We start from the raw sequence: 23,837 nt of genomic DNA on the forward strand, positions 1-23,837 counted from the left end.
TCATGGCGCAGAGTACGGTCAACGTCTCCGGAATCCAGGTCTCCAACGACAAGCCGTTTGTGCTGTTTGGCGGCATGAACGTGCTGGAATCCCCGGACATGGCCATGGATGTGGCCGCGGCGTATGTCGAGGCTACCAGCAAGCTCGGTATCCCTTATGTGTTCAAGGCGTCCTTCGACAAGGCCAACCGTTCTTCGGTGCACTCGTTCCGTGGTCCGGGCCTGGACAAAGGCCTCCAAATGCTGGCAGACATTAAAAGCAAGTTCGGCGTCCCCATCATTTCTGATGTGCACGAGCCTGCGCAGGCCGCCCCCGCGGCGGAAGTCTGCGACATTATCCAGTTGCCTGCCTTTCTGAGCCGCCAGACCGATCTGGTGGTGGCCATGGCCCAGACCGGCGCCGTCATCAATATCAAAAAGGCCCAGTTTCTCGCGCCTCAGGAAATGAAGCACATCATCAAGAAGTGCGAAGAGGCCGGTAACGACAAGGTGATCCTGTGCGAGCGGGGCAGCAGCTTTGGCTACAACAATCTGGTCGTGGATATGCTGGGCTTCGGCATCATGAAGTCGATGAATGTGCCGGTGATGTTTGATGTGACCCATTCACTGCAGATGCCGGGCGGGCGTGCCGATTCCGCAGGCGGTCGTCGTGCGCAGGTGACCGATTTGGCGTTGGCCGGAATGTCCCAGGGTCTTGCGGGTCTGTTCCTGGAGGCCCATCCCGATCCGGATAACGCCAAGTGCGACGGTCCTTGTGCGCTGCGGCTTAGTCAGTTAGAGCCATTCCTACAGCGGGTAAAAGCTGTGGACGATCTTGTAAAAAGTTTTAAACCTCTTGATACCGCCTGATCGGCGGTTTTTTTGCGTTCAAGAAGGACTATGGGAGTGAGCGGGAACGGCCCTACGAAAATGTGCGGAGCCATGGATGGCGGAGCCCAAGCGCACATGGATGTGCTCGTAGCGCTTTTCGTAGGGCCGTTCCCGCTCGCTCTTACTCCCAACTTTGAAATCAAACTTGGAGAAAGGAAAGAATGACCAAGATTGCCAATATTAAAGGCCGCGAAGTACTGGATTCCCGTGGGAATCCTACGGTGGAAGCAGACGTTGTCCTCGAAGATGGAACGCTGGGTACTGCATGTGCACCCTCTGGAGCTTCCACTGGTTCCCGTGAAGCTCTGGAGCTTCGGGACAAGGATGCCAGCCGTTACCTCGGCAAAGGTGTTTTAAAAGCAGTTGAAGCGGTGAATACCAAAATCCGCGATGCCCTCATTGGTAAAGATGCAGCCGATCAGCGCGCTCTCGACAACATCATGCTGGAGCTGGATGGCACTGAGAACAAAGCCAATCTCGGCGCGAACGCGATTCTGGCTGTTTCCCTGGCCGCCGCCAAGGCCGCTGCTGCGTCACTGGGCAAACCGCTGTACGCGCACATTGCAGACCTGAATGGCACCTCCGGCAAGTACAGCATGCCGGTGCCGATGATGAACATCCTCAATGGCGGCGAGCATGCCGACAACAACGTTGATATTCAGGAGTTCATGGTTCAGCCGGTGGCGGCCAAGAGCTTTGCTGAGGCGCTACGTGTTGGTGCAGAGATTTTCCACAGCCTGAAGAAAGTGCTGAAGGCTCAGGGTCTGAACACTGCAGTGGGTGATGAAGGTGGCTTTGCGCCTAACCTGCCGTCCAATGAAGCGGCACTTGCTGTTATCCAGGAAGCGGTTGAGAAGGCCGGTTACAAGCTGGGTACCGATGTGACCCTGGCTCTGGACTGTGCGTCTTCCGAGTTCTACAAGGATGGCCAGTACCAGCTGTCAGGTGAAGGCAAATCCTTTGACTCTGCCGGCTTTGCCGATTACCTGGCAGGACTGTGCGAACGATACCCGATTGTCTCCATCGAAGACGGCATGGACGAGAGCGACTGGGACGGCTGGAAAGTGCTTACCGAGAAACTGGGTAGCAAGGTTCAACTCGTGGGTGATGACCTGTTCGTTACCAATACCAAAATCCTCAAGCAGGGTATCGACAAGAGCATTGCCAACTCCATCCTGATCAAGTTCAATCAGATCGGTAGCCTGAGTGAAACTCTGGACGCCATCAAGATGGCCCAGGATGCAGGCTACACAGCGGTCATCTCGCACCGTTCCGGGGAAACCGAGGACACTACTATTGCGGACCTGGCCGTGGCTACGTGCGCTGGCCAGATCAAGACCGGTTCCCTGTGCCGCTCTGACCGGGTTGCCAAATACAACCAGTTGCTTCGTATCGAGGAAGCGCTGGATGGCAGTGCTCCCTATCGCGGCCTGAGTGAGATCAAAGGGCAGGGCTGATCGCCCGTTTGCCCTGGTTACCTGGCGGCCAGGCCGCTGATGGGTAACAGACCGGAAAAGGCCATTGTGGTTCTCAAGCTGAGAAGCATGATGGCCTTTTTGTACAGTTGGTTAGCAGAACTTGTTGCTAAACTACACTAAGGTCTATACTTACTGTCCGATTGTTGCATCGTAAACGGAATTCGCAATGAAGTTGCTCTGGTCCATCATGATTATTCTTATTCTCCTGCTACAGGTGCGCCTGTGGGTTGGGGAGGGCAGTTTTGCCCAGGTATGGGGGCTGGAGAACTCTATTGCCGAGCAGCGCGAAGAAAATGCCGAGCTCGCTATCCGTAATGAGCGCCTGTATGCCGAGGTTCGCAATCTTCGTGGAGAGAAGGGTGCGGTAGAAGAGCGGGCGCGAATGAATTTGGGACTGATCCGTAACGATGAAACCTTCTTCCTGGTGGTTGAGCAGTAAGCAGCCCCCAGTCTGACTTTCCAAAGCCGACCACGTTCATGAGTAAACCCCGCTACTGGCTGATCGTTCCCGCTGCAGGCTCTGGCCAGCGAATGAAGGCTGACTGTCCCAAACAGTACCTTCGGCTGGACCAGCGTTTTATCATCGATATTACACTCTCCCGTTTACTGGATAACGCAGCCTTCGCCGGTTGCATGGTAGCTACAGGGCCCAACGACCGGTGGTGGCCGGAAACCGAAGCCAGCAAGGATCGCCGTATCCGGACCTGTATTGGTGGGGCAGAGCGTGCAGAGTCCGTACTGGCCGCCCTGGATGCGTTGTCCGGCCGCGCCAATGACGACGACTGGGTTCTGGTCCACGACGCCGCACGCCCCTGTCTTCATGCCGACGATCTCGCGCGTTTGTTAGCAGATCTGAAGGGCCATCCCGTGGGAGGCTTGTTGGCAACGCCGGTGGCCGATACCCTTAAACGCACCGGGCCAGGAAGTTGCGAGGTTGAAGCAACGGTAGATCGTCGCGATCTCTGGCGCGCCCTGACTCCGCAGATGTTTCGTTTCCTTGCGCTGAAGCAGGCATTGGAGAGTGCCATTGATTCCGGGTATCCGGTAACCGATGAGGCCTCCGCGATCGAGTTTGCAGGGCAGAGACCCTGTATCGTCGAGGGGCGACCAGATAACATAAAGATTACCGTACCCGCCGATCTGGCCCTCGCCGGTTTTATCTTGAAAAGGAAGTAACACTATGCGAATCGGGCAAGGCTTTGACGTTCATGCATTTTGCGAGGGTGACCAGGTGATCCTTGGCGGTGTCTGTATACCCTTCAACCAGGGCCTCAGGGCGCACTCCGATGGCGACGTATTGCTGCATGCCCTTGCGGACGCATTGCTAGGCGCCGCGGCATTGGGAGACATTGGCCATATGTTTCCAGACACCAGTGAGGAGTGGGCAGGAGCCGATAGCCGGGACCTCCTCCGCAGGGTTCTGGAACGCCTTTCAGACGAGGGCTTTGAGGTTGGCAATGTGGATGCCACCATCATTGCGCAGGCACCGAGAATGGCCCCCCATATTGAAGCCATGCGGCTCAATATTGCCGAGGACCTTGCCATCCCGGCCAGCAGGGTCAGCGTCAAGGCAACCACTACCGAGAAACTGGGGTTTACCGGCCGTGGGGAAGGCATTGCCTGCCACGCCATTTGTCTGCTTGAAGCGACATCCTCATGACCGACGCCACGGATACTGCTCCGGTGAGTACTGATTGGCGCCTCGACTGGCCCACTTCTGGTGGGGAGCGAGTGGCCAGTGCTCTACTCAAGTGCGCCCCCGAAGACTTTTTTGTGGATGAAGAATTGCCGCCATTGGAGGATCTGGTGGCCGGTGGCGAGCACCTTTGCATCCGTCTGGAAAAAAGAGGCGATAACACCGATTACGTTGCGCGCCAACTGGCCACTCTCTCTGGCTGTCGCCATTTTGATGTAGGTTTTTGCGGGCTCAAGGACCGCCATGCTGTCACCCGTCAATGGTTCAGTGTTTACCGGCCTGGCCAGGAGGAAGAAGATACCGCGTTCCTTGAAGAAGTGGCGAAGAGTTGGCGTGTCCTCGAACACCATCGCCGGGCCCGAAAGCTTCGCCGTGGCGACCACCGGGGTAATTACTTCGAGCTCGTGCTGAAAGAAGTGAGGGGAGCCCCGGATGCCGTTGACCAGGCACTGACTCGAGTGCGCGATCAGGGTTGTCCAAACTATTTCGGACCTCAGCGGTTTGGCCATAACGGGGCCAACCTGGACCGGGCTCTGGCCATGGATTCGTCAAAGCTGAATCGTCGTGGCTCGCGCAATGCCAAAAAGCGGGGCAGAGGGCGGTCAACCTCTGGCAGTGGCGACAGTAAAAACGTATTGTACTTTTCGGCAGCGCGCTCCTGGTTGTTCAACGAAGTGCTGGCTTACAGGGTGCAGAATGGAACCTGGCTAGTGCCACAGGAAGGCGAACCCGGAACCGGTGACAATCAGGATATAATGGTCACCGGCCCCCTGTGGGGCGACGGTGGCACGGATGCGGTATCGGTCCAGGGCGAAATTGAACGAACGGCGGTCTCCAGACACCCGGGGCTGGAGGCGGTGTTTGCAACAACCCGCATGAAGCCGGAACGCCGACCATTGAGAATGGTCCCGGAAGCGTTGGACTGGCAATGGCAGGGTGGTGACCAGTTACTGCTGAAATTCCGGCTCGCGCCCGGGCAATATGCGACAACCATGCTGAGCGACGTGTTCGAGATAACGGATGCCACCAGGGAGACGGGACAGGGCTGACGCTTCCCGATTCAAAAAAGGGGCACAAGACCCCGACAACAAAATACCCGGCACCACTTTCCGGATAGGCGAGGTGGAGGCAGGTATTCAAGGCTAGCGGAGAAAATTGTGCGAATTCTGTTGTCCAATGATGATGGCGTTCATTCACCCGGACTGCAGGCTCTTTACGACGGGCTTGTCGGTTTGGGAGATCTTGAAGTCGTAGCGCCGGACCGTGACCACAGCGGTGCCAGCAATGCGTTAACGTTGAACCGCCCATTGACGGTTGAAGATCACCCGAACGGTTTTCGTTCGGTTGATGGCACCCCCACGGACTGTGTTCATCTCGGGGTAAATGGCCTCTTCGAGGAGCCGTTTGACCGGGTGGTATCGGGCATCAATACCCACGCCAATCTCGGGGATGACATTATCTACTCCGGAACGGTGGCCGCTGCTACAGAGGGACGGAATCTGGGGTTACCGGCCATTGCAGTGTCACTCGTCAACGAGGGACGTTTTCACTATGAAACGGCGGCCCGGGTTGTCCGGATATTGCTGGAAAGCAAAGACCCTCTTGCCCTTGGGCCCCGGTGTATCCTCAATGTGAATGTTCCCGATGTACCCTGGGAAGAGATTGCAGGTTTTCGTGTTACCCGTCTGGGCCATCGTGACCGGGCCGAGGGCGCGGTTCCGATGACCTGCCCGCGGGGCAAGGCACGGTACTGGATCGGCGCTGCCGGCGAAGGCAGTGACGCGGGCCCGGGTACCGATTTCAATGCAGTCCGCGAGAACTATGTGTCCATTACCCCCGTCCATGTCGATATGACCAGGCACGAAGTGCTTTCCCCGCTGCGAGAGTGGATAGGGCTGCTGTCGGAACGGGAGGGGTACTGATGGTTGCAGAAATTGATGGTATTGGCATGACGTCGCGCAGAACCCGCATGCGGTTGATACAGCGGTTGAGGGAGGCCGGTATCACAGACGAGCAAGTACTGCAGGCGATGTCTGATACCCCGCGTCATATTTTCCTGGATGAAGCTCTGGCCCATCGGGCCTACGAAGATACATCCTTGCCCATCGGTTATAGCCAGACCCTCTCCCAGCCTTACATTGTGGCGCGAATGACCGAAGCATTGCTGCGGCACAAGCCGCGCAAGGTCCTTGAGCTGGGAACCGGCTCGGGCTACCAGACGGCGATTCTGGCCCGGCTGGTGGACCAGGTATTCAGCGTGGAGCGAATCAAGCCGCTCCAGGACAGGGCGCGGGACCGGCTACGCCAGCTTGGCCTGAGGAACGTCATGCTCAAGCATGCCGACGGCGGTATGGGCTGGCCGGATCAGGGCCCGTTTGACGGTATCATCGTGACTGCCGCGCCGCGGGAGATTCCTCCGGAGCTCAAGGAGCAGCTGGCGGACGGTGGCGTGATTGTCGCTCCGATTGGCGAAGGGACCCAGATGCTGGTTGAAATGGTCCGGCACGGTGACCGGTTTGAAACCACCGATATTGAACCGGTTCGTTTTGTCCCCTTGCTCGGCGGGGTTGTGCGGTGACATCGGAGCTCCAGGCACAGGATTGCGTTGAGACGCGGCGTTCCCATCATCCTTTTGCGGTGTTTCTCCGTGGTATGGCAATGGGTGCTGCGGATATTGTCCCCGGTGTATCCGGGGGCACCATCGCCTTCATCACCGGTATCTATTTCCGCCTGCTGGATGCGATCGGGGCGACCCCACAGGCGGTTTTCAGGCATCTGCCCCGAGGCCAGTTCAAGGCATTATGGCTGGCCTGCGATGGCACTTTCCTGCTGAGCCTGCTGACGGGCGTTATTGTCAGTATCGCGACACTGGCGTCCGCCATCAGTTTTATCCTCACCGAATACCCAATTCTCATCTGGAGTTTTTTCTTCGGCCTGATTGTGGCTTCTGTCTGGCATGTTGGCCGCCAGGTTCGTCACTACGTGCCATCACTCGTCGTGCCGTTTCTTGCCGGAGCGCTATTCGCCTGGTGGGTGACTACGCTACCGGCCAGCGAGCTTGCGCCTTCTTCCATGATCTTTTTTGGGGCAGGTGCCCTCGCCATTTGTGCCATGATACTTCCTGGCATTTCAGGCAGCTTTATCCTGGTCATTCTGGGTATGTACGTACCGGTATTGGAAGCCATACGCGCGTTGGATCTCGGAACGCTGGTCATCTTTGCTGGCGGGTGCCTTCTGGGGCTGCTGTCGGTCGCCAGGCTCATCACCTGGGCGTTCAGGCATTTTCACGATCCGGTTCTGGCTCTGCTTACGGGGTTTATGGTGGGGGCGTTGAACAAGGTCTGGCCCTGGAAGGAAACACTAACCTGGCGGACCAATAGCGCAGGCGAGCAGGTGCCGCTCAACGAGGCGAGCATCAGCCCGTTGGGCTATGCTGAAATAACAGGCCAGGATCCTCAGCTGCTACTGGCGGTCTTCTGTGCGGCAGTAGGTCTGTTGTTGGTATTGCTGGTGGAATGGGCTGGCACGAAAAGGGCTGCCTGAAGGTCACTTACAACCGCCGAATTCAGGTCAGTTTTGTGAGGTCGTTCACAGGCCGATCGAGACGAAGTGTTACTTTTTGCTCACCAGGGGTGTTTCGACCGGTAACAAATACAACAAGTGGGTAACTTGGTTTCCTGTCAAAAATGTGCAATAAATTAGCGGGTTACTTGGAACACTTTATAAAGCGCCGTATTTTTTATACGAATTTTTGATAACGGGCATATTTTTATTCTTTTCAGATCAGTGCGTGGGTTTATTATCGCTGCAAAGGCAGTTCTCCCGCGGCTCCCCTCCGGTGCCCCTGTTTCTCCGTGTTTAAAAAAGCGCCAGCACCGGCGCTACTTGCTTTTGTGGCTGCTCAGTCTGGTGCTGGTTCCCTTTCTGCTCAATGGCTGCAACACCCAGGCCCTTTACCGGGACGATATCTACAACCCGCCGGTGTATTGGGGGCGGCATGTGGTCAAGCCCGGTGAGACTCTCTACAGCATTGCCTGGCGATATGGCCGGGACTACCGGGAGCTCGGCGATGCCAATGGGATGGCCCCGCCTTTTAACATCAAGGCGGGGCAGGTGCTCAGGCTGGATGTTCGCGGAAATGTCACATCTGCCGGAGACAATCGGGGGAGTGGCAGCGCGGCGGCATCATCCTCGAAAAAGCGGTCTGCCCCCAGTGTTTCTCGCCAGCGGCCACCACAGCCAGAACCCAGGCCGGCGGTCTCGAAAGCTCCGGACAGGTCGTCGCCGTTAACGGGGCAGACCCAGACTGTCGCCAGCATCAACTGGCGCTGGCCTCACGTTGGCACCGTAATTGCAGGTTATTCAACGTCCGGGAAAGTCAATAAAGGTATTGATATTGCTGGAAAAGAAGGGGACTCTGTAAGGGCTGCGGCAAGTGGTAATGTCGTCTATGCCGGCAGCGGATTACTTGGCTACGGCAACCTGATCATAGTGAACCACAACGAGCACTATTTGAGTGCTTACGCACACAACCGGAAGATTCTGGTGCAGGAAGGGGAGGATGTAAAAGCCGGACAGGTCATCGCTGAACTGGGAACCAGCGGCACGGATCGACCCAGGTTGCACTTTGAAATACGGAAGAATGGCAACCCTGTTGACCCTGCGCACTACCTCCCATCCCGATGAGACGGACTTGCGACAAAAAACCTGTAGCTGGTGGCAGAGATAATCAACACTAAAAACAAGATTCGGCGTTTTATCATCGCCGTGAGCTAGCAATAAATGTCCTGAACAAGAAATCGAATAACAGCAGGCGCTCGCAATAAAAAGAAAACGTGGGCGAATATCCAGGATCATTGAAAGGCGGGGCAAGAGTTATGTCAGCAGAGCATGAAGAACTCATTATCGATCGTGTATCCGACGTCGAGGATGCCGATGAGCAGCTGTTAGCAGAAGATAAAGTAGACGAAAAAGAGACCGCGGAAGTCGGAGCGGTTGAAACCGAAGACGATATTCCGGCCCAGGGTCGTTATTTCACCAGTCAGAAGCAACTGGACGCCACTCAGCTTTACCTCAACGAAATCGGTTTTTCTCCCCTTCTTACGCCGGAAGAAGAAGTCTATTTTTCACGGTTGGCCCGCAAAGGTGAGGAATCCGGTCGGAAGCGGATGATAGAGAGCAACTTGCGGCTGGTGGTCAAGATCGCCCGTCGTTACGTTAACCGCGGCCTGACACTGCTGGACCTGATCGAGGAAGGTAATCTGGGTCTGATCCGGGCGGTTGAGAAGTTTGATCCGGAACGCGGCTTCCGCTTCTCTACCTATGCCACCTGGTGGATTCGCCAGACCATCGAGCGGGCGATCATGAATCAGACCCGTACCATTCGCCTTCCCATCCACGTGGTCAAAGAGCTGAATCTATATCTGCGTGCGGCCAGGGAGCTGACACAGAAGCTGGACCACGAACCGTCTGCCGAAGAAATTGCAAAGATGGTGGACAAGCCGGTTTCCGATGTAAAACGGATGCTGGGGCTGAATGAGCGCGTAGCCTCCATGGATACCCCCATTGGTAGCGGTGGTGAGAAGTCCCTGCTGGACACCGTTGCGGACGAGGGCGCCTCAGACCCCGCTGATCTGCTGCAGGACAACAACATGTGTTCCTGTGTGGAAAAATGGATCGACCAACTGAGCGACAAGCAGCAGGAGGTTCTCTCCCGCCGCTTTGGATTGAGAGGGTATCCCATAAGCACTCTTGAAGAAGTAGGCCAGGAGATTGGCCTGACACGTGAACGGGTGCGTCAGATCCAGGTTGAAGCGCTTCGCAGGCTTCGGGAAATCCTGGAAAAAGAAGGCCTGTCGGGAACCATGCTCTTCAAGTAACAGGTTCTCTGTGGCCCAATAAACCGGCCCGCCACTCGCGGGCCGGTTTTTTTTGCGTTGCCAAATGAGAACCAGCCGGCGTAAGCGCCCGTTTGCTCCCTGTTAAACTTGCGTGACCGGAGGGGGATAAGGGTGTCGAACTCCGGCAAATAGTAATAAGACATTCAATAATAACGATTCAATAAGGAAAGGACGATGAAAAAGGCCCTATCAACAGGATTTGCCTCATTGCTACTGACCGCAGCGCTGTCAGCCCCGGCTACTGCCCTGACGGTGGAAGGTGTGGACCTGCCGGATACCTATTCGGCCATGGATACCGAACTCAAGCTTAACGGTGCGGGCACCCGTTCCAAGTGGTTTATGGACCTCTACATCGGGGGTCTTTACGTGCCCGAGACCATCGATGACGGCCAGGCCATCATCAATGCGGACGAGCCCCAGGCGATCACCCTGCATATCATTTCCGGGATGATCACCAGCGACAAGATGAAGTCAGCCACCATGGAAGGGTTTGAAAACTCGACCGGCGGTGATCTGTCTGCGATTCAGGACGACGTCGATACCTTCCTCGATGTGTTCTCTGAAGAAATCAAAGATGGCGACGTATTCGATCTGGTTTACCTGCCAGGCGAGGGGGTGCGTGTGCTGAAGAATGGAGACGAGCGCGGCACTATCGGTGACCTGGAGTTCAAGAAGGCGCTGTTTGGTATCTGGCTCTCGGAGGAGCCAGCCCAGGAAGACCTGAAAGAGAAAATGCTGGGCCAGCGGTAAGCGCCCGATTATGTGCCGGTTTCCCTGAGGGGAAACCGGTATTACTCCATGTAGTCTCTTTTCTGTTTGAACTCGCAAAGATCCTCGATAATGCATGCGCCACATTTGGGCTTCCGCGCTGTACAGGTATAACGACCGTGTAGGATCAGCCAGTGATGGGCATCGAGCAGGAACTCCTTCGGCACTACCCGCATCAGGCGCTTTTCCACTTCCAGGACGTTCTTGCCCGGGGCAATGCCGGTGCGGTTCGAGACCCGGAAAATATGTGTATCCACTGCCATGGCGGGCTGCCCGAAAGCGGTGTTCAGAACCACATTGGCGGTTTTGCGTCCTACTCCCGGCAGCGCTTCAAGGTCTTCCCGATTATCAGGAACCTCACCCCCGTGTTTTTCGATCAGGGCGAGGCAGGTCTTGATGACATTTTCGGCTTTGCTGTTATAAAGCCCGATGGTTTTTATGTATTCCTTCAGCCCGTCCACCCCCAGTGCCAGGATTTCCTCTGGCGTATTGGCAACCGGGTATAGTTTTGCCGTTGCCTTGTTCACCCCAACATCTGTGGCTTGGGCTGAAAGGATCACCGCGATTAGCAGCTCGAACGGGCTGGCGTAGTTCAGCTCGGTGGTAGGCGTGGGGTTGGCCTGCCGGAGACGGGTAAAGATTTCGGTACGTTTTTCCTTGTTCATGGGCAATCCGCAGTCTGAAAGAAGGGCTCGGGCTGATCGGGGTGATGAAGAGAGATCATGAAACATGCCCGGTCACCCGCACCCGCTTACTGCCTGCCACTATTGGCTCAGCGGCCTTGCGGCGGGCCTTGAGGTGATTGTCGATGCCGTTCTTGAGAGCAATAAGCAGCCCCAGGCCGACGAAGGCTCCCGGTGGCAACACCATGAACAATACGTCCGGATACTGTTCCAGCGGCTGGAAACCCCAGTCAGCGGCCATGGGCCCCAAAAGCAGGTCCATATCTGTAAACAGGGTGCCCTGGCCGATGAGTTCCCGCATGGCGCCCAGGGCAAGCAATACCACCAAAAACCCGATACCCATCATGGCGCCGTCCAGCAAAGCCGGCAGGGGCGGATTTTTGGAGGCGAAGGCATCGGCCCGGCCCAGAATGGCGCAGTTGGTTACTATCAACGGGATAAAAATACCCAGAATCTGGTACAGCTCGTAGGTGTAGGCCTGCATCAGCAGTTCTGCACAGGTTACGAAGGAGGCGATAATCATCACGAAGGCCGGCAGGCGAACCGAGTCGCTAACAAAATTACGGATCAGGGAAACCGCCAGGTTCGATCCCATCAGCACCATCAGGGTGGCCAGGCCCAGGCCGATGGCGTTAACGACCGTGCTTGTCACGGCCAGCAGGGGGCAAAGCCCCAGTACCTGGACCAGGGCAGGATTGTTGGTCCACAAGCCATCACGGATTATTTCTGGGCTGGATTTGGTCGCCATGTCACGAGTGCTCCTGTTCGGGTGCCTGGCCGGCGATCTCTTCCGGAGTCAGTGGTTTGCTCCGCGGTGAGGCCGGCTCGTTCAGGATGTTGCGAATGTCGTTACGATGTTTGCGGAAATAGATCAGGGACTTTTGCACCGCTTTCACCACAGCCCTTGGGGTGATGGTGGCCCCGGTAAACTGGTCGAACACACCCCCGTTCTTCCTGACATTCCAGCGCCTGGGTTCGGGATCCCGGATGGAACGGCCAGTGAACGAATGGATCCAGTCGGACTTCTTGGTTTCTATCCGGTCCCCAAGGCCGGGAGTTTCCCTGTGGCTGGTCACTCGCACGCCCAGCACTTTGCCCTGGAGGTTGATGCCCACCAGCAGGTGGATGGCGCCGGAATAACCGTCCGGTGCCACCACCGGCATGATCAGGCCGGTAGGCTTCTCGTTGCTGCGGGCCACCCAGGCAGTCACCGGCTCCCCGGTGTTGAATCTGTCATCGGCAGGCAACTCCACGGTATCAGTTAACAGATTATTGTCGTGCTGATCCTCCGGTATGATTTCGAACAGGGCTTTTGCCTCTGCCTGGGCGGCCTGTTCTTTGATGCGTTCGGCTGTCATTACCTGGGTAACGGCGATGGTCCCACCGGTAACAATGGCAAACAGGCCGAGGCCGATGGCATTACGACGGATTGACTGTGCGAGTGCCGCCATGATTTACCCCTGACTCTTGCCGGGAACGCCACGCCGGGGCTTGTGATGCCCGTAGGTGCGCGGTGGCGTGTAATGGTCGATAAACGGCACTGCAAAGTTCATAAGCAGAACACTGAAGGCGACAGCGTCCGGATAAGCTCCCCAGGTGCGGATCAGATAGATCAGAATGCCGATGCAGGCGCCATAGATCAGTTTGCCGTGATGGCTGGAGGCAGAAGATACCGGGTCTGTGGCAATAAAAAAAGCACCCAGCATGGTGCCCCCGGCCAGCAGGTGTAGGGAAAGCGGTGCATACTGGTCAGCATTGCTGCCGAAGGCAAGGCTCATCAGAGCCAGGCCTGCCAGCATGCTGACCGGAATATGCCAGGTAATGATTTTCAAGCCGATCAGTATCAGACCCCCGGTCAGAAACGCGGCATTGACCCACTCCCAGCCTCGCGCGATACCCTCGCCAAACGTGGGGTGTGCCAGCACTTCTGTTGCGGTGTGGCTGGCAATCTTGTGTTTGTATTCATCCAGGGGTGTGGCCATGGTGAAGGCATCCACGGCCGTTTGCTGGCCGGAGGCAATCATTCCGAGCGTTTCCCCGAATCCAGGAGCGGTCTCCCACAGCAGACCCGGCTGGGCCCAGTTGGTGGTCATGGCCACCGGGAACGAAATCAGCACCAGGGCATAGCCCACCATGGCCGGGTTGAATGGATTGGCGCCCAGACCACCATAGAGCTGCTTGGCCATGACAATGGCTGCAATGACTGCTACTGCAGATACCCACCAGGGGGCGAACTGTGGCAGGGAAAGACCCAGTAAAAGGCCGGTGACCGCCGCGGTATTGTCTTTCAGAAAGAAGACCACAGGGCGCTTGCGAAGCTTCAGGATCACGGCTTCGGCCGCCAGAGCCACAGAGATGCACCACACCACGTTGATCAGGTTGCCCCAGCCAAAGAACAGGGTCTGAGCCAGCAGGCCGGGCAGGGCAGCCAGGATCACCCAAAGCATCACCTGTGAGGTTGAGCGGGCATTGCGGGCGTGGGGTGAGGATTGTTGCGCAAGTGCCATTAGCGTTGGGGCCTGTTCATCATGAGTCAGTCGTTTGAGCTTCTGTGGCGTTCACGGTGCGTTGAGCTTCAGCGAGAGCTTCTTCCGCCCGTTTTACCCGGTCGTGATTCTTGGTGACGGCCCGCTCCAGCTTATCGACGTTGTCCGCATTTTCGGCTTTTGCGTCATCCAGCATGCTTTGCATGGTGTTGAGCTTGGCGATCGCCTGGCTGAGCTGTTTCTCCAGGGCCTCGATATCCGGTGCCGGTTCGCTCGCCGGCTCTTCCGGAGCTTTGCTGGGCGCCGTCTCAGGCTGTCCGGCCTTTGCTTTCTTGCGTGCCAGCGCTTCCTGAACCTGAGCTGCCTTGGCCGCACGCTCACTGGCGGGCTGGGCGGGGCCATCAGGCGTTTCAGCCTGTTCAGCTTCGGCCTGTTTCCTGGCCTGAGCCTCGGCAGCTGCCTTTGCCCGTTCCTTGCGCCGCTGTTCTTTTTCCTGTTGTTCACGTTCCAGTCTGGCCTGGCGGGCCTCAAAGCGTTCACGGGCCCGGTCGGCTTTCAGCTGCTCGGCCTGCTGAACCCGGATTTCGCCCTTGGCGGCACGGTAATACTGCACCAGCGGGATGGAACTGGGGCATACATAGGAGCAGATGCCACACTCGATACAGTCGAACAGATTCAGGTGCTCGGCCTTGTCGAGCTCTCCTGCTTTGGAGTACCAGAACAGTTGCTGCGGCAGCAGTTCCATCGGGCAGGCCTCGGCGCAGGCGCCGCAACGGATGCAGGGCTGCTCTGGTGCCGGGTCGGGCAGTTCTTTCTCTGTGGCCGCAATCACACAGTTGGTGGTTTTTACCACCGGCACGGCGGGTGTTTCCAGTGTGTAACCCATCATCGGGCCGCCCAGCACTAGTCGGTGGAGTGCATTTTCGTCCAGTCCGCCCCGGGACAGCAGGTAATCGATCGGGGTGCCGATCAACACTTCAAAATTACCGGGATTGGTGACAGCCTGGCCGGTCACCGTGGTGATGCGGGAGATCAGCGGCTCCCCCCGGAAAATCGCAGCCGACACGGCGATGGCCGTGCCCACGTTTTGGCACATGACGCCGATGTCCGCCGGGATACCGCCGCTGGGCACCTCCATCCCGGTGAGGATCTGGATAAGCTGTTTTTCACCGCCGGAGGGGTATTTGGTGGGTATGACGGCAATTTCCGTCTGGGTGCCGTCTGCCGCCTTCTTCAAAGCCGCAATGGCCTCCGGTTTGTTATCTTCGACGGCAATAACGCAACGTTCCGGGCGCAGGATCCAGGCCATGATGCGCAATCCGGCAAGAATTTCGTCCGCTTTCTCCCTCATGGCCATGTCGTCAGCGGTGATGTAGGGCTCGCATTCGGCGCCGTTCAGAATCAGCGTGTTTACTTTGCGATCCTTGGGTGGGCGCAGCTTTATATTGGTGGGAAAACCGGCGCCCCCCATGCCTGAAATTCCCGCCTCCCGGATCAGGTCCAGTACCGTTTCCCGATCCTGTTCGCGATAGCTGGCGATTGGGCTGAGGGTTATCCATTCATCCTGGCCGTCCGGTCGCAGTGTGATACACCAGTCACTCATACCCGAAGGGTGAGGAACGGGTTGCAGGCTGATGGATTCGATGGTGCCGGAGGTGGGGGCATGGACCGGCACACCCATGCCGCCAGTAACGTCGGCGACCTTCTGGCCCTTCAGTACCCGCTCACCGATGGCGACGCAGGGCTCGGCTGGCTCACCGATGTGTTGTTGCAGCGGCAGTACCAGTAGCGGAGGAACCCCTGCCTTCTTGATGGGCTGCGTGGTGGAGATGTGCTTGTTCTCGGCAGGATGGATGCCGCCAGAGAAGTCCCAAAGCTGTGTCATCAGGCGCTGGCCCCCTGGCGGTCCGTGGCAATCACGCCGGATTTCGGGGGTGTCCAGGTCCAGGCGCGGATGTCCGGTTCTACCGTTACCATGTCTATGCAGTCCACCGGGCAGGGCTCAACGCAAAGGTCACAACCGGTGCACTCACTCTCAATGACCGTATGCATATGCTTGGCGGCGCCCAGAATGGCATCCACGGGGCATGCCTGGATGCACTTGGTGCAGCCGATGCATTCGTCTTCACGGATAATCGCGACGCGTTTGGCCTGCTCTACACCGTGCTCCGCATCCAGTGGCTGGGGCTCAACATCCAGGAGGTCCGCCAGGGCCTTGATGGTGGTTTCGCCACCGGGAGGGCACTTGTTGATGGCATCGCCATTGGCAATGGATTCGGCGTAGGGGCGACAGCCGGGGAAGCCACACTGCCCGCATTGGGTCTGGGGCAACAGGGAATCGATCTGGTCGACGAGCGGGTTACCTTCCACCCGGAAGCGCTCGGAGGCGAATCCCAACAGGCCGCCAAAGACGACGGCGAGCGCGAGCAGAACCACTACCGCAATCAGTATGCTCGTCCACATAACTCAAACGCTCCGTCAGACGCTGACCAGGCCGGTAAAGCCCAGGAAAGCCAGTGACATCAACCCGGCGGTTACCATGCCTATGGCCGCACCCCGGAAGGCGACCGGCACATCCGCTACGGCGATGCGCTCCCGCATGGCGGCGAAGAGCACCAGTACCAGGGAAAAACCGGCAGCGGCACCGAAACCGTACAGGACAGATTCAACGAAGTTGTTGTTTTTGTTGATGTTGAGCAGGGCAACGCCCAGAACCGCACAATTGGTGGTGATCAGTGGCAGGAAGATGCCCAGTACCCGGTAGAGCAGGGGGCTGGTCTTGCGAACCACCATTTCCGTGAACTGTACTACCACGGCAATGACCAGAATAAACGTAATGGTTCGCAAAAATGCCAGGTCCAGCGGCTCCAGAAGGTAGGTATAGGCCAGGTAGCTGCAGACCGAGGCAAGAGTCAGCACGAACGTGGTGGCCAGCGACATACCCATGGCCGTTTCCAGTTTTCCGGACACGCCCATGAAAGGGCACAGCCCCAGAAACTGAACCAGCACAAAATTATTCACCAGTATGGTACTGACCAGGATCAGCAGATACTCAGTCATCAGCCCGCACCATTACATAATCCGCATGCCGGGGGTGGCGCCCGAATCAGGGGAAAGAATGAAAATCTCCTTACCCCCGGGGCCGGCTGCCAGCACCATGCCTTCGGACATGCCGAACTTCATTTTCCGGGGCTTGAGGTTGGCAACCATCACGGTCAGTCGCCCCTCCAGTTCCTCCGGCTTGTAAGCAGACTTGATACCAGCAAACACGTTGCGTTCGCCATGCCCTACGTCAAGTGTGAGACGAAGAAGCTTGTCTGCACCTTCAACATGCTCTGCTTTGACAATTTTTACTACCCGGAGGTCCACTTTTGCGAAATCCCCGAATTCTATCTCATCGGCGATCGGCTCAAGATTGGCTTCCGGCGCCTTCTGTCCCGTCGCAGCAGGCAATTCCTCCTTGGAGGCGTCCAGCATTTTTTCGATCTGTGCCATGTCCACGCGGTTCATCAGCGGCTTGAATTTGTTGATGCCGTGGTTTTCAAGCCGATGTGCACGCTGGTTCCAGTCCAGCGGGGCATTCAGGAATGCCTCCGAAGCCCTGGCGGTTTCCGGAAGTACCGGAGCCAGGTAGGTCATCAGCAACTGAAACATGTTGATGGCGTTGGTGCAGATGGCCTGCAGGTTTTCGTCCTGGCCTTCCTGTTTGGCAATCACCCAGGGCTGCTCGTCGTTCACATACTGGTTGGCGATATCCGCCAGTTCCATGATGCGACGCATGGCGCGGCCAAATTCCCGGGCCTCGTAGAAATCGGCAATTTCTGTGCCGGCGTCAATAAACTCTTTCAGCTTGTCGTGCTCGGTAACGGTTCCAAGCTGGCCATCGAAACGCTTGGTGATAAACCCGGCACTGCGGCTGGCAATGTTCACCACCTTGCCCACCAGGTCTGAGTTGACCCGCGCAGCGAAGTCTTCCAGGTTCAGGTCCATGTCATCGACACTGCCGGTGAGCTTGGCGGCAAAGTAATAGCGCAGGTACTCCGGGTTCAGGTGGTCCAGATAGGTGCGGGCCATGATAAAGGTGCCGCGGGACTTGGACATCTTCTTGCCATTGACCGTCACAAAACCATGAGCCCAGACCGCAGTCGGGGTGCGGAAACCGGCACTGTGGAGCATGGATGGCCAGAACAGGGCGTGGAAGTTGATGATGTCCTTGCCGATGAAGTGATACACCTCGGCGGTGGAATCCGCTTTCCAGAAATGCTCGAAATCAATGCCTTCCCGGTTGCACAGATTCTTGAAGCTGGCCAGGTAGCCGATGGGAGCGTCGAGCCAGACATAGAAATACTTGCCCGGTGCATCCGGAATCTCGAAACCGAAGTAGGGCGCATCGCGGCTGATATCCCACTCCTGAAGGCCGGCATCCAGCCATTCGGCCAACTTGTTGGCGACCTGGGGTTGCAGGGTGCCACTTCGGGTCCAGTTGGCGAGAAAGTCCGCGAATTCCGGCAGCCGGAAGAAGTAGTGTTCCGACTCCTTCTCAACGGGGGTAGCACCGGAAACCGCCGAGCGGGGGTTGATCAGCTCCGCCGGGGTGTAGGTGGCACCGCAGGCCTCACAGTTGTCGCCGTACTGGTCCTCGGTCTTGCACTTGGGGCAGGTGCCCTTGATGAAGCGGTCCGCCAGGAACATGTTCTTTTCAGGATCGTACGCCTGGGTGATCTTGCGGGTAGCGATGTGGCCGTTTTCCTGCAACTGGCGGTAGATATATTCCGAGAACTGACGGTTTTCTTCGGAATGGGTGGTGTAATAGTTGTCGAAGCGGATATGGAAACCACCGAAATCTTCCTGGTGCTCCTCCCGTATACGATCAATCAGATTCTCGGACGAAATGCCCTCCCGCTCGGCACGCAGCATGATCGCGGTACCGTGGGCGTCGTCAGCACAGACGTAGTAGCAGTTCTGGCCACGCATTTTCTGATAGCGCACCCAGATATCGGTCTGAATGTATTCCAGCAGATGGCCGAGATGGATGGGGCCATTGGCATACGGCAGGGCGCTGGTTACCAGAATATCGCGCTGTTGCTTTGAACTCGCTTGCGTCATGTTTTGGTCCGAACCTTCATTCGTCAGGAGTTGGGCGTTCACGTTTGCCGGCCATGTTCAGGGTCAAAACTCCTTATGGCCAGAAACGGGCACAGATGATACCTTCCAAGCAAAGTTTTTTCACCCGAAACACCTGCTTTCAGCGCTTTATCCGGAGACTCCGATGGCACAGATTTCACAGCACGCACTGGAAACCGCCGTAAAACAGTACCGCGACCCGTACCTCGGCAAGGACCTTTACGAGCTCGGTGCCGTGAAATCCCTGACAACGGATGACAACGGCAAGGTGACAGCCATGATCGAGCTGCCATACCCGTCGAAAGGGATTGCCGGCGCTCTGAAAGAGCTGCTCACCAATGCCCTGGACGATGTTGACGGCGTCGAGACCGTGGATGTTCATGTTGGCCAGCGAATCCACTCCCACAAAGGTCAGAAAGACATCCAGTCCGTCCCCGGTGTGAAAAACATTATCGCCGTCGCCTCCGGCAAGGGCGGTGTGGGCAAATCCACCACCGCCGTCAACCTGGCCCTGGCGCTGCATGCCGAAGGCGCCCGCGTCGGCATCCTGGATGCCGACATCTACGGCCCCAGCATCGGTATGATGCTGGGTGTACCCGAAGGAAAACGCCCGGAAACCCGTGAGAACAAATACTTCGTGCCCATGGAGGCCCACGGCCTGCAGGCCAACTCCATGGCCTTCGTGGTCACCGACAAAACCCCCATGGTCTGGCGCGGGCCCATGGTCAGCGGCGCCGTCATGCAGTTACTGCAGCAGACTCTCTGGAACGAACTGGACTACCTGATACTGGACATGCCCCCAGGCACTGGCGACATCCAGCTCACCATCGCCCAGAAAGTCCCGGTCACCGGTGCGGTCATTGTGACCACGCCCCAGGACATCGCCCTGCTGGACGGCAAGAAAGGCATTGAAATGTTCCGCAAGGTGGAAATCCCGGTATTGGGCGTGGTGGAAAATATGAGCGTCCACATCTGCAGCAACTGCGGTCACGAAGAGCCCCTCTTCGGCCACGGCGGCGGCGAACGCATCGCCGAAGAATACGACACTACGTTGCTGGGCCAGCTCCCATTGCACATGACCATCCGCGAACAGACCGACAGCGGTACCCCCTCTGTTGTGGCAGAACCGGACTCGGAAGTGGCCAGACGCTACAAGGACATCGCCCGAAGGGTAGGCGCGGAACTTTCCACCCGTGAAAGAAACCTGACGGGCTCGATCTCCAGCGTTTCTGTAACCGAGCACTGATCGACGAGAACGGACAGGTCCCCGCAAGCTGTCAGATCGCGGCTGCGGAGAGGATGGGTTTGAAACTGTGAAAAACATGGATGTTTTTCTCAAGCCTACATGGACGTATTAACGGCGTGTTTCAAACCCGTCCTCTTCGCAGCCGCAGCCCCCAATTTTGCAAGTCCGGGCCCGGTCAAAATTAGCAGGCAAGGCTTCGACAGTCATTAAGTGAACAGGTAAACTACCGCCTCTCTTTTTTATGGATACGAGACACCACCCATGAGCATCAAATCCGATCGCTGGATCCGCAGGATGTCCCAGGAACACGGCATGATCGAACCCTTCGAGTATGATCAGGTCCGTGAGTCCGAAAAAGGCCGCGTCATCTCCTACGGCACCTCCAGCTACGGTTACGACGTGCGCTGCAGCAACGAGTTCAAAATCTTCACCAACGTCCACTCCGCCACCGTGGACCCGAAGAACTTCGACGAAAACAGCTTTGTGAATTACACGGGCGACGTTTGCATCATCCCGCCCAATTCCTTCGCACTGGCCCGTACCGTGGAATACTTCCGTATCCCCCGCAGTGTATTGACCATCTGTCTGGGTAAGTCCACCTACGCGCGTTGCGGCATCATCGTCAATGTCACGCCGCTGGAGCCGGAATGGGAAGGGCAGGTGACTCTGGAGTTTTCCAACACCACCAATCTGCCGGCCAAAATCTACGCCAATGAAGGCGTTGCCCAGATGCTGTTCTTCGAGTCTGACGAAATCTGCGAAACCAGCTATAAAGACCGGGGAGGGAAGTACTTCGGGCAGACAGGTGTGACCCTGCCGCGGACATGAGTGGCTTTAGCCCCAGGAGACATCCACAGTGAATGCCAATCAGTTTCTGAAAGCGGTATCACAACTGCAGGGCTGGCGGGAATTCACCTTCCTGATGGCCCTCGCGGAGCGCTCCTTTCCCAATTACGCCCTGTTTGCGGATGCAGTTGAGCTGAAAACCGGTGCAAAAATGCGGCAGTTGCTCGATCTGGGCTGGGAAATGCTGCAAAAGGACGCGTCCGAAGCGGCCATTCCCCAGCTGTTGGCCAAACTGGAAGCCCTGTCACCGGATGTGGATGCCTACGACGCCTATGGGGTCTATCCGGCTTTCGATTTCTGCCAGCTGCTCGAGCAGGCGCTGTTGAACCGCTTGAACCCGGGCAAGCATCGCGCAACGGATGCCTCCCAGATGGCCACGGCCACGGTAATGAACTTTATCGAGCTGTCGGAAGGGGAGGATCTGGACGAAGACGAACTGGTACGGCTGTTGGAGCAGCACCCGCTGATGAAAGAAGACAAAGTCTTCCAGCGTGAGCTGATTCTTGCTCTGAAGCGCCAGCGCACTCCCACCAGCCAGTTTGTGGAGCGCATCCGGGAGGATGCCGCCAACGAGGGCGTGAGTAACCTCGGCATATCCCTTAACGACTGACCGGCGGTGGCGCCGGCTCTGTCCTACACTGGGATTACAACCCGCTTTTAACCGGTACAGACAAACACCATGAAACTCTCTTCGTTCGGTCGAAAATTCACCGCGGATGCGGGCATCACCTCACTGATGGATGACCTTGGTAATGCACTGGCCTCCGGCGATGACATGATCATGATGGGCGGAGGCAATCCCGGCCATATTCCGGAAATCCAGGAGCGGGTTCAGCAGATTCTGGCGGACATGGCGCGGAATGAGGGTGACACGCGGCGGTTAGTGGGAATTTATGATCCGCCCCAGGGCGAGAAGCAGTTCATTGCGTCGTTGGCGGAGCTGCTGAACCGGGAGTACGGTTGGGGGCTGAAGCCTGAGAACATCGCCCTTACGAACGGCAGTCAGGCGGCGTTCTTCATGTTGTTCAATATGTTCGGCGGCGATTATGGTGAGGGAATGCGCAAACACATCCTGCTGCCCCTGGCGCCGGAATATATCGGTTACGCCGATGCTGGCATCGAACCCGGCCTGTTCCACGCCGTGCAACCGGATATTTCCTTTACCGATGCCCATGAGTTCAAATATCGCGTGGATTTTGATGCGGTTGAAGTCACCGGCGAAACCGGCGCCATTTGTGTTTCTCGCCCCACCAATCCAACCGGTAACGTGGTAACGGATGACGAACTGGCCCGGCTGGAAATCATGGCGCGCCAGCACAATATTCCACTGATTGTGGATGGGGCCTATGGCACACCTTTCCCGAATCTTCTGTTTGTGGATGCAACGCCGCACTGGAACGAGCAGGTTATCCTGTGCCTCAGCCTGTCGAAGTTCGGCCTGCCCGCGGTGCGCACCGGTATTGTTATCGCGGCGGAGCCCGTGATCAAGGCATTGTCGAGCATTAATGCCATCATGAACCTCGCCACGGGCAGCTTTGGCGCCATGCTGGCTGAGCCTCTGGTGCGCTCGGGGGAAATCCTGTCGCTCAGCCGCGATGTGGTCTGCCCATTCTACAAGGCCAAGATGGAACGGGCGGTCGCCGTGTTCCGTAGCGCCATGGGCGAAGACAGTTGCCGCTGGTATGTCCACAAACCCGAGGGCGCCATGTTCCTGTGGTTATGGTTCCCTGATCTGCCGATTACCAGCCTTGAGCTCTATCAGCGGTTGAAAGAGCGGGGTGTACTGGTGGTGTCCGGGCACTACTTTTTCCCGGGGTTGCCGGATGAGGAGTGGCGTCATCGCCACGAATGCCTGCGGGTTACCTACTCACAGGAGGATGAGCGGGTTGCGGAAGGGTTGCGCATTATCGCTGAGGAAGTGAAAGCGGTCTGGGCCGCCGTCAGTCCCCGGCGCTGAGCTGTCTAGTGATTGACTGTGGCCTCGTTGAGAATGAGTTCATACTCACTGCCATCCGGCTCCACCTGCAGGAACCGGATCAGCAGATGGTTACGCTCCGGAGCGAACCACATCAGTGACTGCCGTTTGCTGTCACTGTCGCGGACTTTCTGGGCCTTGAGGGTCATGATTTGCTCGCCATTGGCTCTCAGGAATTCTTCGTCAACGACAGCGAACCGGTCTGTGTCGTAGTCGCCCTTGTCGACCACACGGTATTCCATCTCACGTTTGCCGGCCTTGATGTCCTGGCTCAGTTGCAGTTGATAGCCCATCGGGTCGAGAGTGCCTTCCTCCAGGTCCAGCGAAAACCTGTCTCCCTCGTGGTGACCACTAACCACCATGTTGTCCCAGTCAAAGTCGATTGCTTCCTTCCTGTTCTTGATCAGGAAACCTGAGAGTTCGTAACGGTAACGCAGGGGCACCACCTGATTGTTCTCCCAACGGAAGATCAGGGATTCGTCGATATCGGCGATAAAGGAATCCACATCGGTGCGGAAACGCCAGGTGCCGTCGTCCCTTTGTTCCAGAATACGACGGGCGCTGCCACTGAGAGAAATGCCTTTATCCATGGAGGCGTTATAGCTGAGCTCCATGGGATGGAGGGGCATCTGCTCCGGGCCTTCCTCCGAAGGCTGGGCGAAGGCAGCGCCGGAAAGCAGCAGCGCGGCCAGTAGAACGGGCAAGGCTGCAAAGCTGTGTTTCAGGGGCATAGGACTTCTCCGGTTGCACAATGGCAAGGGTACCT

General features: G+C 57.3%; 25 protein-coding genes. 16 read left to right on the plus strand and 9 right to left on the minus strand.

The genetic code is table 11. From position 1 onward, the window contains the following. Positions 1-2 precede the first annotated feature (2 nt). The 12 genes from kdsA to FO268_RS17035 all read left to right on the plus strand — a co-directional run bounded on the left by kdsA (position 3) and on the right by FO268_RS17035 (position 10,693). On the plus strand, positions 3-848 hold the full coding sequence (kdsA, locus tag FO268_RS16980; RefSeq protein ID WP_150994434.1) for a 3-deoxy-8-phosphooctulonate synthase: 846 nt from the start codon (positions 3-5) through the stop codon (positions 846-848). Positions 849-1,030: 182 nt separating this feature from the next. Then, on the plus strand, positions 1,031-2,326 hold the full coding sequence (eno, locus tag FO268_RS16985) for a phosphopyruvate hydratase (RefSeq protein ID WP_150994435.1): 1,296 nt from the start codon (positions 1,031-1,033) through the stop codon (positions 2,324-2,326). 187 nt (positions 2,327-2,513) lie between these two features. After that, positions 2,514-2,786: a septum formation initiator family protein gene (locus FO268_RS16990; protein WP_150994436.1), complete on the plus strand. Its 273-nt coding sequence runs from the start codon at positions 2,514-2,516 to the stop codon at positions 2,784-2,786. A 38-nt stretch (positions 2,787-2,824) separates the two neighbouring features. Continuing rightward, positions 2,825-3,523 carry a 2-C-methyl-D-erythritol 4-phosphate cytidylyltransferase gene (ispD, locus tag FO268_RS16995; RefSeq protein WP_150994437.1) on the plus strand — a complete coding sequence of 233 codons (699 nt, stop codon included), beginning with the start codon at positions 2,825-2,827 and terminating at the stop codon, positions 3,521-3,523. Positions 3,524-3,527: 4 nt separating this feature from the next. Next, a complete protein-coding gene (gene ispF, locus FO268_RS17000; RefSeq protein WP_150994438.1) occupies positions 3,528-4,007 on the plus strand; it encodes a 2-C-methyl-D-erythritol 2,4-cyclodiphosphate synthase in 480 nt (159 codons plus the stop codon). Then, entirely contained in the window at positions 4,004-5,092 is a 1,089-nt protein-coding gene (gene truD, locus FO268_RS17005) for a tRNA pseudouridine(13) synthase TruD (protein ID WP_191966983.1), read from the plus strand. Before ispF ends, truD begins: the two co-directional genes overlap by 4 nt. A gap of 108 nt (positions 5,093-5,200) precedes the next feature. After that, complete coding sequence (gene surE, locus FO268_RS17010; protein WP_150994439.1) at positions 5,201-5,965, plus strand: 5'/3'-nucleotidase SurE; 765 nt, start codon at positions 5,201-5,203, stop codon at positions 5,963-5,965. Next, positions 5,965-6,621: a protein-L-isoaspartate(D-aspartate) O-methyltransferase gene (locus tag FO268_RS17015; RefSeq protein WP_150994440.1), complete on the plus strand. Its 657-nt coding sequence runs from the start codon at positions 5,965-5,967 to the stop codon at positions 6,619-6,621. The genes surE and FO268_RS17015 overlap by 1 nt, the downstream gene beginning before the upstream one ends. 74 nt (positions 6,622-6,695) lie before the next feature. Next, a complete protein-coding gene (locus FO268_RS17020) occupies positions 6,696-7,586 on the plus strand; it encodes a DUF368 domain-containing protein (RefSeq protein WP_225316828.1) in 891 nt (296 codons plus the stop codon). Positions 7,587-7,928: 342 nt separating this feature from the next. Next, positions 7,929-8,729 (plus strand): peptidoglycan DD-metalloendopeptidase family protein, encoded by an 801-nt coding sequence (locus tag FO268_RS17025; RefSeq protein ID WP_191966984.1) that lies wholly within the window; start codon positions 7,929-7,931, stop codon positions 8,727-8,729. 191 nt (positions 8,730-8,920) lie between these two features. Next, positions 8,921-9,922, plus strand: coding sequence for an RNA polymerase sigma factor RpoS (rpoS, locus tag FO268_RS17030; RefSeq protein WP_150994442.1), 1,002 nt, complete (start codon positions 8,921-8,923; stop codon positions 9,920-9,922). 195 nt (positions 9,923-10,117) lie between these two features. Further along, positions 10,118-10,693, plus strand: a complete 576-nt coding sequence (locus tag FO268_RS17035) for a chalcone isomerase family protein (RefSeq protein ID WP_150994443.1) — start codon at positions 10,118-10,120, stop codon at positions 10,691-10,693. Positions 10,694-10,734: 41 nt separating this feature from the next. On the opposite strand, the gene nth is transcribed toward FO268_RS17035, so the two are convergent. The 8 genes from nth to metG are packed head-to-tail and all read right to left on the minus strand — an operon-like array spanning position 10,735 to position 18,986. Continuing rightward, positions 10,735-11,376 carry an endonuclease III gene (gene nth / locus FO268_RS17040; protein ID WP_150994444.1) on the minus strand — a complete coding sequence of 214 codons (642 nt, stop codon included), beginning with the start codon at positions 11,374-11,376 and terminating at the stop codon, positions 10,735-10,737. A 55-nt stretch (positions 11,377-11,431) separates the two neighbouring features. Then, the gene (locus FO268_RS17045) at positions 11,432-12,142 is read right to left on the minus strand and encodes an electron transport complex subunit E (RefSeq protein WP_150994445.1); all 711 of its coding nucleotides are present in this window, start codon (positions 12,140-12,142) and stop codon (positions 11,432-11,434) included. Position 12,143: 1 nt separating this feature from the next. Further along, on the minus strand, positions 12,144-12,845 hold the full coding sequence (gene rsxG / locus FO268_RS17050) for an electron transport complex subunit RsxG (RefSeq protein WP_150994446.1): 702 nt from the start codon (positions 12,843-12,845) through the stop codon (positions 12,144-12,146). Between the two features lie 3 nt (positions 12,846-12,848). Continuing rightward, positions 12,849-13,901: an electron transport complex subunit RsxD gene (gene rsxD / locus FO268_RS17055; protein WP_150994447.1), complete on the minus strand. Its 1,053-nt coding sequence runs from the start codon at positions 13,899-13,901 to the stop codon at positions 12,849-12,851. A 19-nt stretch (positions 13,902-13,920) separates the two neighbouring features. After that, positions 13,921-15,765 (minus strand): electron transport complex subunit RsxC, encoded by a 1,845-nt coding sequence (gene rsxC / locus FO268_RS17060; protein WP_150994448.1) that lies wholly within the window; start codon positions 15,763-15,765, stop codon positions 13,921-13,923. Further along, positions 15,765-16,343: an electron transport complex subunit RsxB gene (rsxB, locus tag FO268_RS17065; protein ID WP_150994449.1), complete on the minus strand. Its 579-nt coding sequence runs from the start codon at positions 16,341-16,343 to the stop codon at positions 15,765-15,767. Before rsxB ends, rsxC begins: the two co-directional genes overlap by 1 nt. Positions 16,344-16,358: 15 nt before the next feature. After that, entirely contained in the window at positions 16,359-16,940 is a 582-nt protein-coding gene (gene rsxA / locus FO268_RS17070) for an electron transport complex subunit RsxA (RefSeq protein WP_027831664.1), read from the minus strand. A gap of 12 nt (positions 16,941-16,952) precedes the next feature. Next, positions 16,953-18,986 carry a methionine--tRNA ligase gene (gene metG, locus FO268_RS17075; RefSeq protein WP_150994450.1) on the minus strand — a complete coding sequence of 678 codons (2,034 nt, stop codon included), beginning with the start codon at positions 18,984-18,986 and terminating at the stop codon, positions 16,953-16,955. Positions 18,987-19,149: 163 nt separating this feature from the next. On the opposite strand from metG, the gene apbC reads away from it, so the two are divergent. From apbC to FO268_RS17095, 4 genes are all read left to right on the plus strand, one after another. Next, entirely contained in the window at positions 19,150-20,250 is a 1,101-nt protein-coding gene (apbC, locus tag FO268_RS17080) for an iron-sulfur cluster carrier protein ApbC (protein ID WP_150994451.1), read from the plus strand. Between the two features lie 261 nt (positions 20,251-20,511). Then, positions 20,512-21,078 carry a dCTP deaminase gene (gene dcd, locus FO268_RS17085; RefSeq protein ID WP_027831667.1) on the plus strand — a complete coding sequence of 189 codons (567 nt, stop codon included), beginning with the start codon at positions 20,512-20,514 and terminating at the stop codon, positions 21,076-21,078. 28 nt (positions 21,079-21,106) lie between these two features. Further along, entirely contained in the window at positions 21,107-21,706 is a 600-nt protein-coding gene (locus FO268_RS17090; protein ID WP_150994452.1) for a YjaG family protein, read from the plus strand. Between the two features lie 69 nt (positions 21,707-21,775). Beyond that, the gene (locus FO268_RS17095; RefSeq protein ID WP_150994453.1) at positions 21,776-23,053 is read left to right on the plus strand and encodes a valine--pyruvate transaminase; all 1,278 of its coding nucleotides are present in this window, start codon (positions 21,776-21,778) and stop codon (positions 23,051-23,053) included. 5 nt (positions 23,054-23,058) lie between these two features. Here FO268_RS17095 and FO268_RS17100 read toward each other — a convergent pair whose 3' ends face one another. Beyond that, complete coding sequence (locus FO268_RS17100; RefSeq protein WP_150994454.1) at positions 23,059-23,802, minus strand: DUF3108 domain-containing protein; 744 nt, start codon at positions 23,800-23,802, stop codon at positions 23,059-23,061. Positions 23,803-23,837: the final 35 nt, after the last annotated feature.

Source organism: Marinobacter denitrificans (assembly GCF_008795955.1).
In the GTDB taxonomy this organism is placed as follows: domain Bacteria; phylum Pseudomonadota; class Gammaproteobacteria; order Pseudomonadales; family Oleiphilaceae; genus Marinobacter; species Marinobacter denitrificans.

Bases quoted from the DNA above. Each gene is read 5' to 3' on its own strand.
- kdsA (WP_150994434.1), top strand. From the start codon at position 3: ATGGCGCAGAGTACGGTCAACGTCTCCGGAATCCAGGTCTCCAACGAC.
- eno (WP_150994435.1), top strand. From the start codon at position 1,031: ATGACCAAGATTGCCAATATTAAAGGCCGCGAAGTACTGGATTCCCGT.
- FO268_RS16990 (WP_150994436.1), top strand. From the start codon at position 2,514: ATGAAGTTGCTCTGGTCCATCATGATTATTCTTATTCTCCTGCTACAG.
- ispD (WP_150994437.1), top strand. From the start codon at position 2,825: ATGAGTAAACCCCGCTACTGGCTGATCGTTCCCGCTGCAGGCTCTGGC.
- ispF (WP_150994438.1), top strand. From the start codon at position 3,528: ATGCGAATCGGGCAAGGCTTTGACGTTCATGCATTTTGCGAGGGTGAC.
- truD (WP_191966983.1), top strand. From the start codon at position 4,004: ATGACCGACGCCACGGATACTGCTCCGGTGAGTACTGATTGGCGCCTC.
- FO268_RS17015 (WP_150994440.1), top strand. From the start codon at position 5,965: ATGGTTGCAGAAATTGATGGTATTGGCATGACGTCGCGCAGAACCCGC.
- FO268_RS17020 (WP_225316828.1), top strand. From the start codon at position 6,696: ATGGCAATGGGTGCTGCGGATATTGTCCCCGGTGTATCCGGGGGCACC.
- rpoS (WP_150994442.1), top strand. From the start codon at position 8,921: ATGTCAGCAGAGCATGAAGAACTCATTATCGATCGTGTATCCGACGTC.
- FO268_RS17035 (WP_150994443.1), top strand. From the start codon at position 10,118: ATGAAAAAGGCCCTATCAACAGGATTTGCCTCATTGCTACTGACCGCA.
- nth (WP_150994444.1), bottom strand. From the start codon at position 11,376: ATGAACAAGGAAAAACGTACCGAAATCTTTACCCGTCTCCGGCAGGCC.
- FO268_RS17045 (WP_150994445.1), bottom strand. From the start codon at position 12,142: ATGGCGACCAAATCCAGCCCAGAAATAATCCGTGATGGCTTGTGGACC.
- rsxG (WP_150994446.1), bottom strand. From the start codon at position 12,845: ATGGCGGCACTCGCACAGTCAATCCGTCGTAATGCCATCGGCCTCGGC.
- rsxD (WP_150994447.1), bottom strand. From the start codon at position 13,901: ATGGCACTTGCGCAACAATCCTCACCCCACGCCCGCAATGCCCGCTCA.
- rsxC (WP_150994448.1), bottom strand. From the start codon at position 15,765: ATGACACAGCTTTGGGACTTCTCTGGCGGCATCCATCCTGCCGAGAAC.
- rsxB (WP_150994449.1), bottom strand. From the start codon at position 16,343: ATGTGGACGAGCATACTGATTGCGGTAGTGGTTCTGCTCGCGCTCGCC.
- rsxA (WP_027831664.1), bottom strand. From the start codon at position 16,940: ATGACTGAGTATCTGCTGATCCTGGTCAGTACCATACTGGTGAATAAT.
- metG (WP_150994450.1), bottom strand. From the start codon at position 18,986: ATGACGCAAGCGAGTTCAAAGCAACAGCGCGATATTCTGGTAACCAGC.
- apbC (WP_150994451.1), top strand. From the start codon at position 19,150: ATGGCACAGATTTCACAGCACGCACTGGAAACCGCCGTAAAACAGTAC.
- dcd (WP_027831667.1), top strand. From the start codon at position 20,512: ATGAGCATCAAATCCGATCGCTGGATCCGCAGGATGTCCCAGGAACAC.
- FO268_RS17095 (WP_150994453.1), top strand. From the start codon at position 21,776: ATGAAACTCTCTTCGTTCGGTCGAAAATTCACCGCGGATGCGGGCATC.
- FO268_RS17100 (WP_150994454.1), bottom strand. From the start codon at position 23,802: ATGCCCCTGAAACACAGCTTTGCAGCCTTGCCCGTTCTACTGGCCGCG.